Here is a 14,976-nt window from a genome sequence, read left to right on the forward strand (position 1 = left end):
AGGGTCAAGGAGTGTAATGAGCGACCAAACTGTTTTTATAACACAGGAGAAAGTCACTCAGCATGTTTTCTTCGGCATGGCTACGAGTCATTAAACTAAAAACACACCTACTGATTACTATTTTACTTCATCAGTAAGGTGTGCTTTTAACCATTATGTTTGTTTTCCAAAGTTACTTAATCTGTTGATTGAAAACTTGCCCATGGTTCAGGTCAATGATTTTGAGACGGTTCGTATCTTTAATAAAGATGCTCTTATATTGATTTTGGCTGTCTTCACTTTGTACAAACATGACACGCTTATGCTGGTTGTCTTCTGCTATGCGTGCTTGATCGTCATCCGCATTGATTTCATTTTCCAAAGTATCAAATTCAGGAAAATCTTCTACATCACCGGAAGCTTCATCAGATGACTCATTTTTATCTTCTGCTGCATCGTCATCGTCGTCAGCTTCTTGTTTATCCGAATCGGTCAAAACTTGATTAAAAACTTGCCCATTATCCAGGTCAATGATTTTGAGACGGTTCGTATCTTTAATAAAGATGCTCTTATACTCGTTCTGGCGATCTTCGTCCTGTACATACATGACACGCTTATGCTGGTTGTCTTCTACGATTCGTACTTGATCATCATCCGCATTCACTTCATCTTCCAATGTATCAAATTCAGGAAAATCATCCACGTCATTGGAAGCCTCATCTGATGACTCGTTTTCATCTTCTGCTGCATCGTCATCGTTGTCAGCTTCGGAGTTGGTAAGAACGTTGTTAAAAATTGGCCCATTGTCTAAGTCAATGATTTTAAGTCGGTCATTATTTTTGACAAAAACGCTTTTGTACTGTTCCTGATTGTTATCATCGCTCAGGATAATCACACGTTTGTTAGCGTTGTTTGCGACGACGTTTACTTGATAATCCTCAACATCATTCACATGCTCGTCCAGAACCTCATATTCAGCATACGTTTGAACATTACTGGAAATTTTTACGTTTTCGCTGCTCACTTGATGTGTTGGTGTTTGAGCATTTCCTTGATCCGGTGCATCTGTTGCTTGGGCACCTCCCATGCCAGTTAATCCTCCTGATAATAACAATGCTCCCGCTGCTGATGATAGAAATAATGTTTTCATGTTTCTGCCTCCTTGTTTCGTTGATTAATTTCATTATATCGATTCTTTCTAAGAACATCTTTAGAGTAAAATTAGAATTCAATGAGAAATAGGTTGATTGTTGTTAACGATCATTCATCTTATGGTAAGAAAAATTTCGTCCGTTAAGCCAACGTCTTCTTATTATTTACAGCCAGTGATATAATAAAGTGTATATGGTAGCGGAAGAAAAAGGGGAATAAGAAATGGCACGAATACTTATTGTAGAAGATGAAACATCCATTGCACGCGTGTTAGCTTTAGAACTGGAACATGAAGGACACCAAGCGGTAACAGCTGAGGCAGGCGATGAAGGCTTAACGCTTGCTGAAAGCGATTCCTGGGACTTACTCTTACTGGATGTCATGCTGCCCGAGCGCAGTGGTATAGATATCTTACGCCGGTTGCGCTCCAGAGGGGATTCAACGCCTGTCATTATGCTAACCGCTCGTGACACTGTTCCGGATAAAGTTTCGGGGCTCGATCAAGGTGCGAACGACTATGTTACAAAGCCTTTTGATATGGAAGAATTGTTGGCAAGAGTACGTGCTTGTTTGCGTCAGGGTGATACAGCAGCTGCGCCTGAGGTCTTCACCGTCGCGGACTTAACGGCCAATGTTCAGACACATCAAGTGACACGGGCAGACCAGCCGATTGAATTGACACCGCGGGAATTTGATCTATTGATTTGTCTGTTGCGTAATAAAGACATTGTCCTGACCCGGGACCAGCTGCTTCACCATGTTTGGGGATTTGATTACGCTGGGGAAACCAATATTGTCGATGTCTATATTCGTTATTTGCGACAAAAAATTGACCGGGGCTACACGTCTGCCCTGATCCAGACCGTTCGGGGCGTTGGCTATGTACTGCGTGAGGCGACATGAAGTTAAGGACAAGGATCCAACTGTTAACCACAGGATTGCTCATTGTTCTATTGCTGGCAGCGCATATCGGTATCTATGCCGCATCGGATCGTTTGCTTGTGAAATCCGTGACCGACCGGTTGAATAACCAATCAGAGGATATCTTACAATCGTTGAAAAGTGAAACGGATGTACCGACATCCCAGCTCATAAAAGCATCCACTCCAACCAATGGCATGGTCCGTGTCATCTCTTCTAATAACAAGGTACTGTCGATAGGCACTCAAGTTCCCAAGTTGCGGAAATTGGATCCTCACTTTGCCAAAGAACATAAAACAGCCGTACGTGAAACCTCGAATGGCCGAATAGCGTCTGTCTATTTTCCTCTTATTTGGTCTGACGGACGTGTTGTTTCCTTGGAGATCACTGAAAGCCTAGATCAAGAAGAAAAGACATTAGCCGTATTGCGCGGCGTTCTGATCGTCTCCGTGCTTTTCATCCTGATTCCGGTAATCTTTGGCACCCGTCTTCTGGCTCGTCTAATTGCTAAGCCAATTGGAACACTGCTTACGACCATGAACGATATTGAACAGAGTGGCAGCTTTCAAACCATTTCGGAAAAAAGACGCATGAATGATGAGCTTGGCCAATTAACTCGCACATTCAATCGGATGATCAACCGCTTGGAAGAGAATTTTTCACGACAACAACAATTTGTTTCCGATGCGTCCCATGAACTTAAAACGCCCCTGACAGTGATTGACAGTTATTCTAGTGTGCTGGGCCGCTGGGGAAAAAATGACCCTGAGGTCCGTGATGAAGCAATTGAAGCTATTCATTCTGAAACGAAACGAATGCAGCATTTGGTAGAACAGCTGCTAGACTTAGCCCGGCACGATCAGCAGAGTGCCCTGAACTTAGAACGTCAAAACATTACCCAATTAAGTAGAGAAGCCGTTCAGCGCATGAAGCATGTAACAAAAGATGACATAACGCTGACCGGACCGGAGCTAACGATGCAAATTGACGCAGAAAAGTGGCAGCAGCTGCTGTTTATTCTGCTCGATAACGCGATTAAATATGGCGATGAACCGATTCATCTGACATTAACCACAGATGACAACGGAATCGTGTTTACTGTGGCAGACAATGGACCTGGCATCGATCCGGAAGAACGAGAGCAAGTCTTTGACCGTTTCTTTCGAATTGATAAGGCACGAAGCCGTAACAAAGGCGGGACGGGGCTTGGCTTATCACTGGCATTTCAAATCGTTCAGGCGCACGGTGGAACCATTGAAATTGAAGGTAATGAGCCGCGTGGCACCCAATTTATTGTTTGTTTGCCTGGTGACGTAACAGAGAGGAGGCAGTCAGAAGATGATTAAGCGAATAAGTTTGCTATTGGCGGCTTGCGTTCTTTTGATTGTCTGCCTCGTTTACTTTTGGCCATTTCAATCAGACACCCTTTCAATGCAAGCAGCAAGTGAACGGGCGCAAACATTGTACGGCGGAACCATTGAAGATGCTACAGAGGAAAACGGGGATTATATGGTCCGGCTGCGAAAAAACGAACGAACCTATCAAGTTCAAATCGATGATGCGGATGGATCCATCTTAAGCATGAATGCCATCGAGCAAGGTGAACGGTCGGATTCAAAGAACGAACAAAAAAACGATGGATCTAATGAAAAGAAACAACAAGAAAATGACCAACAGGATAACAACAAAAAGAAGCACGATGGCGACAAACCGGATAACAGCGAAACGAATCAGGAATCTCCGGACGTAAATCCCGGAGATAAAAACGATGGCCTGATTACAGCAGTGGAAGCGAGTGACATTGTATTAAAACATGTTGACGGTGAAGCGAAAAAGTCCGGCGTTGAAGCCCAGCTTGATGAAGATGATGATCGCTACATTTACGACGTCGAAATCGAACTGACAAACGGAGGAGAAGCAGAAGCTGAAGTCGATGCTGTTACTGGTAAAGTGCTGTATTTTTATGCGGAATAAGTGTTTTAAAAAAAGTAATCCTTCCCAATTGTTGTACGTAATCAGCAGTCTCCGAGAAAATATAGGGTGAGCATCCATTCTAATGCAAGTCACTCTTTTCATAGACCGGTGTGTTTACTTCACAATCTGCACTTTTCTAATCATCCGTCCTTCCACGACCAGCACTTTAAATGTTAAATCGTTTCGCTCGAGTACGTGCCCTTCTTCCGGAAAGTCATTTATTTCTTTTAACAAATAGCCGGCGAGAACATCTTCTTCTTCCGGAATTTCCGTGCCGAAGATGGAATTCAGCCGGTGCAGTGTTATTTTGCCATCACAGATGATTTCGGTGTCGGTGACTTTCTCAATCGTTGTATCGTTAGCCACGTCCATTTCATCTTCAATTTCCAGACCAATCATCGCTTCAATCACATCTTCGTGGGTCAATATTCCTTCCGTACCACCGTACTCGTCCAGTATGATGGCCATATGCTTTTTCTGTTTCGTCATTTTGCGGAATACCCATTCCGTCGGCTGGAATTCATACACCATCAAGGGATCCATATAGCAGAACGCCTCAAGTGGTTGGTCCGGATCTTCTCCCCATGACAACAAATACTTGGAATGAAAAACGGCGATAATGTCATCGATATCTTCCCGATAAACCGGATAACGTGTATACGGATTTTGAATGACGACGTCGCGCACCTCCGTAAACGAGGCTGTAATGGGCAGAGCGGTGATATCAACCCTTGGTGTCTGGAGGACATCTTTTATATCCAGATTGTAAAAGTCGAGCACCCCTTTAATACGATGGGATTCCGCCTGATCAAACGTTCCTTCCGAGTCGGCAATATCCACCATGGCGCGCAGATCATCTTTGGATACCGATTCATCCGAGGGCTGTCCCTTTGCCAAGGCGTTCGTAATCGCGTCAGTCATCCCATTAAGAATAATGGTTACCGGTTTAAAAATAAGGACAAAAAACCGGATGACCGGATAAATGACAAGGGAGATTTTATCCGGAAATGCCGCTGCAATCGATTTGGGAAGCACCTCGGAAAAGACAAGAATGGTTACGGTCAGAATAGCCGAGGCTAGTCCTACCTGAAAATTGTATTGAATCGCCAGCGTCGTCACGAGCGTCGGTAACATAATGTTAGCTATGTTATTGCCGATCAATATCGTTGTAATAAACTCGTTGGGTTTGGAAATGAAGTCCAATAGCTTTTCAGCCTTCTTATGATTATTTTTGGCCATTGTCTGGAGTTTCATCTTGTTGATGGCCGTCAGGGCGGTTTCACTGCCAGAAAAGAATAATGATGCAAATAATAATAGAATGATGGCAAGAAGCACTCTTCAGACGCCTCCTTATAATTGTATGTAGCTTTATTTTTCACAAATGGCCGTGTTTTAAACCTTAAAGAAAGGCTGACCAGTAATGCTACTGCCCAGCCTGCGACACCGCTTTAAAATGGCGTCCATTGTACGTTTTGCGCTACTTCCAGCCGCTTGTTGACATCGTCCCAGTTAACGACGTTCCACCATGCGTCAATGTAGTCTTTGCGTTTCGTTTGGTACTGTAAGTAATAGGCATGTTCCCACACATCCAGTACTAATAATGGAATCATATCCTGCTGGGACAGGTTTTGATGTTTTTCAGCCTGCAATATTTCAGTCCGGTGTGATCGTGGTGACCACACGAGCATTGCCCAGCCGACCGCTTGCACCTTTTCCGCTGCGTTGGAGAAGTGTTCCTTGAATTTCTCCCAACCTCCAAAGGTACGATTGATTTCTTGTTTGATTCGGCCGCTTGGTTTACCGCCGCCATTCGGGGACATATTATACCAGAAAATTGTGTGCAAATAGTGGCCGGCACCATTAAAGGCGGCTTCGTCTTCCCAATGCCGGATCAGGGAGAAGTCACCACGTTTTCTTGCCTTCTCCATTTCTTTTTCGGCTTTATTAAGGCCTTCCACATAACCTTTGTGGTGCTTGTCGTGATGCAGCCGCATGATTTCCTCACTGATATGTGGTTCCAATGCATTATAAGCGTATGGCAGTGGTGGAAGTTTATGCTTACCAATCGGAACGGTCCAGGACGATTGCCAGCCGTCATTGGTCTCATCATTCGATTCTTTCCGATCATCACCTACATTGTTGCTCGCTTCTTCCGTTTGTTCAGTTATCGTGTTATTGTTCGCCATTTCCACGTGTTCGGTGGTCACATCGTCACTTGTCGCTGTTTCTGTCTGTTCGGTTGCCATATCATCCGTCACCATATCTGTTCGGTAGTCTTCCGTATCATCAACCGGTATTTTCGGTGGCCCGGATTCCGTGTTATTGTCCGCTGTCTCTTCCTCTTGTATATCAGCATTCGGAAGCTCTTGTACAAAGGATGCGACCTGTTCTCTTAACGATTCAGCCTTGTTCTGCAGAGAGTAGACATGATCATCAACATCCACCTCCCCGGCATCATCCCCATCAATCTGGGCACGGGAATCATGAATGTCTCCCCGCAGTTGGCTAAACCGATTCAGCCAGTTATCAATGTCTGCCTCCCCTTCCTCAGTGACATTGTCCCGATACTTTAAATGAGTTATTGATTCTTCACATTGTTCTGCCCAATTGTTTAATTCCTGCAGCCAATAAATTTCTTGTGTCGGTAGCATAGGCCTATTCCTCCTTCAGATCATAAATCACTGCATGATAGCCTATGCCCACGCACCGACTTTCGTAACCCGTATACCTGAAAAGCAGTTGCATACAGGTTTATACAGGGAAACCTCCGTTGTCTCCATCATTTCCACAATAATCTTCAATACTGTCCAACTCCATGATTTCTTGCAAGCGATGACGTCTATTAAATTACCCATTTTATAGGTTGGAAAAACAACCCATGTTCCTTCTTTACGAGCACCGCGAAATAAGGTAGGATTAGTTATAAAATTATTTTTAATTTTATAATATTAAATGACTGTCGTATAAAGAGGGTGACGATGTGAACCTTACCTATTTTCTGTTCTTTCTGTGCATTATCGTCTGTACGCTGATTATTACGTATTGGGCAGCGAAACAGAGCAGGACGACGAATCAATTTTATGTGGCAGCAGGCAGCCTGACTGGCATTCAGAATGGGATGGCCATTGCGGGGGATTACATAAGTGCGGCGTCCTTTTTAGGGATCATCGGTACTATCGCCATCAATGGTTTTGATGGGTTTTTATATGCGATCGGCTTTCTAGTGTCTTATTTAATTGTTCTGTTTTTCATGGCGGAGCCTGTTCATCATTTAGGCACTTACTCCCTTGGTGATGTGATCTGTTCCCGGTTTCCGACCCTACGTATGCGGTGGCTGATGGCGATCAGTGCCCTGCTCATTTCAATCCTTTATATGATACCGCAACTGGTGGCAGCAGGGCTTTTGATTCAGTTGTTGCTTGATATTCATTATACAACATCGGTTCTCGTTATTGGCAGTCTCATGACGATTTACGTTGTATTTGGCGGTATGTTTGCAACGTCGTGGGTGCAAATTGTCAAAACGGTCGTGCTCATGGCTGGAACATTTCTACTCGCCTTGATCGTGTTGGCACGCTTTGGCTGGGACATTGCGGAATTGACCGAACAGGTAAAAGCAGGCACACCACTGGGCGAACAATTCTTCCAGCCGGGCAATCTATACGATAAGCCGCTCGAAAGCCTGTCGCTCCATTTGGCTCTGATTCTCGGAACGGCAGGATTGCCGCATATTCTGATACGTCTGTTCACTGTCCGCAATGCCCACGAAGTACGACAATCGCTTCTGACGGCCAGCTGGATCATTGGTGCCTTTTACATTATCGCCCTCATACTGGGATTTGGCGCTGTTGCTCTGATCGGCCATCATATATTGGTCGACGCTGATCCGACCGGAAACTTGGCCGCCCCGTTGCTCGCGAAGGAGTTGGGTGGTGACTTTCTGATGGCGTTCATTGCAGCGATTGCGTTTACGACCATTGTCGCTGTCGTGTCCGGCTTGGTGATTTCAGCCACGACCGCTTTTTCACACGATGTGTACCATCATATCATTAAAAAGGGACAAACGACGGAGAAGAAACAATTGCGCGCCGCACAATGGACTGCATTTGTTGTGGGGTTTATTTCTACGTTGTTTGCACTCGGATTGCAGCATATCAATGTAACATTTCTCGTGTCGCTGACGTTCATCGTTGCAGCATCGAGCAATCTCCCCGTTCTGTTGTTCACCATTTACTGGAAGCGGTTTAATGAGATGGGAGCCTTAATCGGAATGATCTCCGGATTGGTTGCTTCTCTGACACTACTTATACTCGGACCGAACATTATGAATCCGGATGGAGGCTGGATTCCAAGAAGGCCGCTTTTTCCCATGGCGAACCCGGGTATTATTGCTATTCCCATTGGGTTTTTAGGCGCTTTCATAGGATCAATGCTAAAAAAACACCATGACGAAAGCACCCAATCGTTCCGGCGAGTGTATATTAAAGCGCATACAGGGATTGACACGAAGGAGGGCTCCTCTTGATGCACCTGACGATGATTCTGTCGGAGCGACTCGGTTTATTGCTTGTGCTTGCGTTTGTTCTGACACGTATCCCCGGATTCCGTTCCTTGCTTGACCAGGAATACAGTAAAAAAATGACGCTGGTCCATATCGTTATGTTTGGCCTATTCGGGATAGCCGGTACGTTTACAGGACTGATTCTGGAAGACGGGGCGATTACGGAACAGTTTTTCGTCTGGACCGCCGGTGAGGATGAAATGGTTGTCAGTTCCAGTCTTGTTGCTATTGTGATCGCCGGGCTGTTGGGCGGCCCTGTTGTCGGGCTTGGAGCAGGCGTCATAGCAGGAGGGCATCTTTTCTTTCTTGGTGGCATAGGCTTTATCGCAAACAGTCTTGTCAACCCTGTCACCGGATTTCTTGCTGGATGGACAGGTCGCTTTTTTTCCAATGAACGGGTGATTTCTCCGTTAAAGGCTTTATTCATCGGCGTGTTTCCACCGATCCTGCACATGCATATGCTGCTGATTGCCAAACCAGGGTCCGATACTATGATCAATATGGTAAACATAATTGGCATGCCGCTCGTACTGTCGAACAGCATCGCCATCGCCATTTTCACCGCCGTAATCAGCATTGCTCTGCGTGAACAGGAAAATGAGGCAGCTCTATCGGCTAAAAAGGCTTTTACAATTGTAGAGGAGACACTGCCGTTTTTAAAAATGGGCTCCTCCCGGGAGATGGCTTATGGAATCGCCCGATTGCTTTATGACCGGTTGACGTTGGCTGCGGTATCAGTGACCGATGAAAGCGAAATTTTGGCACACGTCGGAATGGGGGACGACCACCATCAGCCGTCCAACCCGATCATTACACCGCTTTCCCGTGAAGCTATTGCCTCCGGACAGATGCAAATAGCCTACTCGCGCTCGGAGATTCAATGCCCGCACGCGAAATGCCCGTTTGAGTCCGCCATCATCATTCCCATTATCGATGCTAATGCATCATCGGGGCTGATTAAATTTTACTTCCGTAAAGCACAGCACGTCCGTCCGGTTGAAATTATGCTTGCACAGGGGTTAGGTCAATTGATTTCCAATCAGTTGCATACCATCGCCGCGGATAACCTTAGATCACACATACGTGATGCCGAGCTGCGCAACCTTCAAGCTCAAATCAATCCGCACTTTTTATTCAATACGCTTCATATGATTGCGGCACTGTTCCGGAAAGACCCTGAAAAAGCACGGAAAATCACGGTCAATCTGGCTCACTACATGCGATTTAACATACGTCTAGCAGCATCATCGCTTGTTCATCTGGAAAAAGAGATCGAACACGTTGAAGCGTATATAATGATCATCCAGACGCGGTTTGCCAATCGATTGCACATTTACTTGACAAAAGCGAACAAAGGGGATCAAGCCTTGATTCCTCCATCTACTATTCAGCCGCTGGTGGAAAACAGCATTAAACACGGCCTGCAAAATGTGACAGACGACGGTGAGGTGCATGTGACCATGGACAGCACCACAAACGGCATCCGGATAGCAGTTCAGGATAATGGGGCCGGTTTTGATAAACGTCTATTGACGAGCGATGGCATGGTGCAGGTGGACGATCACCACCAAAGCGGGGCTGGCATTGCCAATGTAAATCAGCGCCTTATCAATCTGTTAGGAAATTCGGCGCGCCTGCACATTCGCAATTTGCCAGAACACGGCAGCGAAGTAACATTTACGGTTCCGTATTATAACGAAACAAAAGGAGGCGGTGCATATGAAACGCATTCGCGTCATGATCGCAGAAGATGAAGAGCTGGCGCGCGAAGAACTGATTTATTTGTTGCACGAGGAGCCTGATATCACTATTTGTCCCAGTGCGACAACCGGAGATCAGTTAATCGACTTATTCAGCACTCATAAACCCGATGTTGTTTTTCTGGATGTACAAATGCCGGAAATGACCGGCGTTGAGGCAGCCAAACAAATGACAGAGCTCAACGGTCATCACCCACCGTTGTTTGTTTTTACAACGGCCTTTGATACGTATGCAGTGGATGCTTTTGACATTGAAGCTGTTGACTATTTATTGAAACCTTATGATGATAACCGGTTTGAACAAGCGATGAAACGGGTTCGAAAACAATTGCCACAAAGCGATGCGGCACAACCAATTGTCTCCGCATCATCCCAGCAGCCAACCCCATCGTCCAAATTGTTGATTGATGATGGGGAGCGTATGGTTGTTCTGTCGCCCGATTCCATCTATTATGCTGTTCCATCCAAACGGATGCTGGAAATCCATACGAATGATGAAATAATAGAAAGTCGGATGACCCTGCAGGAATTGGAAGACAAACTGCAAGACCACCCCTTTTTCCGGACCCACCGGAGTTATCTCGTCAACTTGAATCATGTCCGAGAGATCACACCATGGTTCAATGGTGCCTACAACGTAACGTTGAAAGATAAAGACAACACAACACTACCTGTCAGCCGTTCAGCAAGAAAGATTTTATTGGAAACATTTAAGTATTAACCACTCGCCACATTATTTTGACGATTCAAACAAAAAAGTGAGCAATTGATACACATTTTAACTCAATCCCGCCATTAATCTACTATACTATGACGTAAGCGCTTTCAGTAACCATGGAGGTGATCCCCCTTCGATCAGGCTTAAGAGTCGTTAAATACAGGTCATTTTAATCAAAGTAAGGAGGAATAACCGTGAATCAAACCCTTGCACCGGTAACGTCCGGCGCTAATATGCCGGATTATCATGATGCATGTTCCCATTTTGCATGGGCGGATGTTGAAAAGGCGTTTTCCTGGCATGAAACTGGAAAAGTCAATATGGCCTATGAAGCGATTGACCGTCATACCGAAACATGGCGAAGGAATAAAGTCGCCCTGTATTATAGCGATCAGGAGCGAGATGAAGCCTATACATTCCAGGACATGACATTCCTTTCCAATCGGTTTGGCAATGTGTTGCGCAATATAGGCACGGAAAAAGGCGACCGTGTGTTTTTGTTTATGCCTCGATCACCGGAACTCTATATCAGTATGATGGGCATTTTTAAAATCGGTGCCATAGCAGGCCCATTGTTTGAAGCGTTTATGGAACAAGCTGTGCGTGACCGGCTTGAAAATAGCGAGGCCTCTGTGCTGATTACAACACCGTCGTTGCTTGATCGTGTCCCTTATAACGAACTGCCGCATTTGGAAAATATTATTCTGGTCGGCGAAGGAAAAGCGCCGGAAGATGGCGATGTCCGGTTTTACCGATTTGAAGAGGAGATGGGGAAAGCTTCGCGAGATCTGACCATCGAATGGATGGATCGGGAAGACGGCATGATTCTTCACTATACATCCGGTTCAACCGGCAAGCCAAAAGGCGTCCTGCACGTCCATAACGCCATGATTCAGCAATATCAAACGGCCAAATGGGTGCTGGATTTGAAGGAAGATGACATTTATTGGTGCACCGCTGATCCAGGTTGGGTGACCGGGACATCGTATGGCATTTTCGGACCATGGCTGAACGGCATATCCAACTTGGTCCGAGGAGGCCGCTTCAGTGCCGAGGACTGGTATGGAACCATTGAAAAGTATCGTGTTTCCGTTTGGCTGAGTGCACCAACGGCCTTCCGCAGACTGATGGCAGCCGGTGATGACGTAGTGAAGCAATTTGACCTGAGTTCTCTTCGCCATGCCTTAAGTGTCGGAGAACCGTTGAACGCGGAAGTTGTGCATTGGGGTATGAACATTTATAACCTGCGCATCCATGACCACTGGTGGATGACGGAAACCGGGGGCATCGTTATCGCCAATTATCCGACCATGCCGATGAAGCCCGGTTCAATGGGGCGGCCATTCCCGGGGGTGCAAGCAGCGATTCTGGATGAAGAAGGAAATGAATTGCCGCCGGGACAAATGGGACGCTTGTGCATTAAAGCGGGCTGGCCATCCATGCTGCGCAGCGTCTGGAACAATGACGAACGGTTTCAAAAATACTTCCCTGTTGAAGGCTGGTTCGAATCCGGAGATTTAGCGACAATGGATGAGGATGGCTACTTCTGGTTCGAGGGTCGAGATGATGATGTTATCCAGACGTCCGGCGAACGGGTCGGCCCGTTTGAAGTTGAAAGTAAGCTTGTTGAACATCCTTCTGTTGCTGAAGCCGCTGTTATCGGAAAGCCAGATCCCGTCCGCGGGCAAATTATCAAAGCCTTTGTAGCGCTGAAAACCGGGTATGAGAAAAGCAATGAACTCGAGGAGGAACTGCGTCAATTCGTCAAACAAAAACTTGCCGCCCATGCCGCACCACGGGAAGTAGAAATTCGCGACTTTTTACCCAAAACACGCAGTGGCAAAATTATGCGGCGTGTACTGAAGTCATGGGAGCTTGACCTGCCAACAGGCGATTTGTCCACCATGGAAAAATAAAGCGATTCGTTATCAGTCGGGGATTTTCCTGTGTTGATGGAAAGCCCCCGCTTTTTCCATCCAAACAAACCGAGGAGGGGTTTCATGAGTGATAACGTTGGTTACAACACGCAAACAATTGACTTTGAAAAAGTCGAACAAAGCGGTCAGTTTCAAACGTTAATGCATGACCGAAAGAAGTTTATTATACCGTATACCATCTTTTTTCTTATTTTTTATTTTTTACTGCCGATTTTAACGTCATACACCACCTTTTTGAACACACCGGCGTTTGGTGACATTTCCTGGGTATGGGTGTTTGCATTTGCCCAATTTGTTATGACGTGGGTATTATGCACCATTTATGTAAAAAAAGCATCTTCCTTTGATAAACAGGCAAACGATATTATTGAGAAGCAGATTAAGAATGGAGGGAAGGCATCATGAGCCCGACGGTTATTATTCTTTTTCTGATCATCGTTGCATTGACCCTGGCTATCACATATTGGGCCTCAAGGCAGACACAGACAACAGGCGACTTTTATACAGCCGGCGGCGGTCTGACCGGATTTCAAAACGGCATTGCCATATCCGGTGACTATCTGTCAGCAGCATCGTTCCTCGGTATTGCCGGATCGATAGCACTTTACGGGTTTGATGGATTTTTTTACAGCATCGGTTTTTTGATCGCCTATCTCGTTGTGCTGTTTTTGGTCGCTGAACCACTGCGCAACCTCGGAAAATACACCCTTGCCGATATGATCAATGCCCGCTTTGATGCCAAAAAGGTACGCGGATCGGCAGCATTGAGTACCGTTACGATTTCTTTATTTTATATGATTGCACAGCTTGTCGGGGCAGGCGCACTTATTCAGCTATTGTTTGACATTCCTTATTGGATAGCTGTTCTCATTGTTGGTGTCATGATGACCATTTACGTGCTGTTCGGTGGTATGATCGCCACAAGCTGGGTACAAATCGTGAAAGCGGTTCTATTGATGGCTGGTATGTTTATCATTTCATTTCTTGTCCTTTTGAAGTTTAACTTTAACATCGGGGCCATGTTCACTGAGGTCAAAACAGCCACAAGTCATGGAGCTGATTATTTGAAACCAGGACTGAAATATACACAGCCACTTGACACCATTTCTCTCATGCTGGCGCTTGTCCTGGGGACGGCCGGATTGCCGCATATTCTCATGCGTTTTTTCACGGTTAAAGACGCCCAAACGGCTCGGAGCTCCGTCATAACAGCCACATGGACCATTGGCATTTTTTACGTATTGACGTTATTCCTTGGCTTCGGAGCTGCAGCATTTGTCGGCGAAACTAACATTATGGAAGCCAATCCAGGTGGAAATATGGCCGCACCACTGCTGGCAAGGGCCATCGGTGGCGAGATTCTCTTTGCATTCATATCCGCCGTCGCATTTGCCACTATTCTGGCCGTTGTCGCAGGACTCGTTTTATCTGGTGCTTCTGCCTTTGCCCATGACTTATACGGTCAAATCATTAAAAAAGGGAAAGCATCGGACCAACAACAAATGCTCGCGGCCCGATATGCTGCTTTGGCCGTATCAGTCCTGTCCATCGTCCTGGCTTTGTTTGCACAATATTTGAACGTCGCATTTCTAGTCTCACTGGCCTTCTGTATCGCAGCGAGTGCCAATCTGCCGGTCATCCTTTATACAGTCTACTGGAAAAGGTTTAACACATCCGGTGCCGTTACAGCCATGTTAGTCGGGTTGTTTTCAGCTTTAATTCTTGTGTCCATGAGTCCGAGCGTATTTTCACCGACAGAAGGAGCAGCATTGTTTGTTGGCGAACCCCTATTTCCGCTTTCCAACCCTGCTCTCGTCTCTGTGCCACTTGGATTCCTTGGAGGTTACGTGGGCACGGTACTGTCGAGCAACAAAGCCGACGCCAAACGATACGCCAAAGTTAAAGTGAAAGCCAACACCGGTTTTAAAGAGACAGGGAACTGACGCGTTATCGGAAAAAAGCGACTGCAAGAGC

The 14,976-nt window shown here is 45.9% G+C and carries 12 protein-coding genes; 9 read left to right on the forward strand and 3 right to left on the reverse strand.

The window, feature by feature from the left end; all coding sequences use genetic code 11:
• Window positions 1-172 precede the first annotated feature (172 nt).
• Window positions 173-1,129, reverse strand: a complete 957-nt coding sequence (locus tag ACZ5Q7_RS03760) for a hypothetical protein (protein ID WP_343751920.1) — start codon at window positions 1,127-1,129, stop codon at window positions 173-175.
• A gap of 224 nt (window positions 1,130-1,353) precedes the next feature.
• On the opposite strand from ACZ5Q7_RS03760, the gene ACZ5Q7_RS03765 reads away from it, so the two are divergent.
• Genes ACZ5Q7_RS03765 through ACZ5Q7_RS03775 form a run of 3 tightly spaced genes read left to right on the forward strand, consistent with a single transcriptional unit; the run spans window position 1,354 to window position 4,026 of the window.
• A complete protein-coding gene (locus ACZ5Q7_RS03765; RefSeq protein WP_343751919.1) occupies window positions 1,354-2,034 on the forward strand; it encodes a response regulator transcription factor in 681 nt (226 codons plus the stop codon).
• Entirely contained in the window at window positions 2,031-3,398 is a 1,368-nt protein-coding gene (locus ACZ5Q7_RS03770) for a sensor histidine kinase (RefSeq protein ID WP_464433097.1), read from the forward strand. The genes ACZ5Q7_RS03765 and ACZ5Q7_RS03770 overlap by 4 nt, the downstream gene beginning before the upstream one ends.
• Complete coding sequence (locus ACZ5Q7_RS03775) at window positions 3,391-4,026, forward strand: PepSY domain-containing protein (RefSeq protein ID WP_343751916.1); 636 nt, start codon at window positions 3,391-3,393, stop codon at window positions 4,024-4,026. The genes ACZ5Q7_RS03770 and ACZ5Q7_RS03775 overlap by 8 nt, the downstream gene beginning before the upstream one ends.
• Window positions 4,027-4,140: 114 nt before the next feature.
• Here ACZ5Q7_RS03775 and ACZ5Q7_RS03780 read toward each other — a convergent pair whose 3' ends face one another.
• Together ACZ5Q7_RS03780 and ACZ5Q7_RS03785 are read right to left on the reverse strand one after the other, a co-directional pair.
• On the reverse strand, window positions 4,141-5,361 hold the full coding sequence (locus tag ACZ5Q7_RS03780) for a hemolysin family protein (protein WP_343751914.1): 1,221 nt from the start codon (window positions 5,359-5,361) through the stop codon (window positions 4,141-4,143).
• 113 nt (window positions 5,362-5,474) lie between these two features.
• Window positions 5,475-6,272 carry a superoxide dismutase gene (locus tag ACZ5Q7_RS03785; protein ID WP_425542359.1) on the reverse strand — a complete coding sequence of 266 codons (798 nt, stop codon included), beginning with the start codon at window positions 6,270-6,272 and terminating at the stop codon, window positions 5,475-5,477.
• Between the two features lie 734 nt (window positions 6,273-7,006).
• Here ACZ5Q7_RS03785 and ACZ5Q7_RS03790 point away from each other — a divergent pair.
• The 6 genes from ACZ5Q7_RS03790 to ACZ5Q7_RS03815 all read left to right on the forward strand — a co-directional run bounded on the left by ACZ5Q7_RS03790 (window position 7,007) and on the right by ACZ5Q7_RS03815 (window position 14,945).
• A complete protein-coding gene (locus ACZ5Q7_RS03790; RefSeq protein ID WP_343751912.1) occupies window positions 7,007-8,551 on the forward strand; it encodes a solute symporter family protein in 1,545 nt (514 codons plus the stop codon).
• Window positions 8,551-10,341: a LytS/YhcK type 5TM receptor domain-containing protein gene (locus tag ACZ5Q7_RS03795; RefSeq protein WP_343751982.1), complete on the forward strand. Its 1,791-nt coding sequence runs from the start codon at window positions 8,551-8,553 to the stop codon at window positions 10,339-10,341. The genes ACZ5Q7_RS03790 and ACZ5Q7_RS03795 overlap by 1 nt, the downstream gene beginning before the upstream one ends.
• Window positions 10,307-11,068: a LytR/AlgR family response regulator transcription factor gene (locus ACZ5Q7_RS03800; RefSeq protein ID WP_343751911.1), complete on the forward strand. Its 762-nt coding sequence runs from the start codon at window positions 10,307-10,309 to the stop codon at window positions 11,066-11,068. Before ACZ5Q7_RS03795 ends, ACZ5Q7_RS03800 begins: the two co-directional genes overlap by 35 nt.
• A 191-nt stretch (window positions 11,069-11,259) precedes the next feature.
• Complete coding sequence (acsA, locus tag ACZ5Q7_RS03805; RefSeq protein ID WP_343751910.1) at window positions 11,260-12,981, forward strand: acetate--CoA ligase; 1,722 nt, start codon at window positions 11,260-11,262, stop codon at window positions 12,979-12,981.
• 84 nt (window positions 12,982-13,065) lie between these two features.
• A complete protein-coding gene (locus ACZ5Q7_RS03810; RefSeq protein ID WP_343751908.1) occupies window positions 13,066-13,407 on the forward strand; it encodes a DUF485 domain-containing protein in 342 nt (113 codons plus the stop codon).
• Window positions 13,404-14,945, forward strand: coding sequence for a solute symporter family protein (locus ACZ5Q7_RS03815; RefSeq protein ID WP_343751907.1), 1,542 nt, complete (start codon window positions 13,404-13,406; stop codon window positions 14,943-14,945). The genes ACZ5Q7_RS03810 and ACZ5Q7_RS03815 overlap by 4 nt, the downstream gene beginning before the upstream one ends.
• Window positions 14,946-14,976 lie beyond the last annotated feature (31 nt).

This window comes from Lentibacillus halophilus (assembly GCF_055395055.1).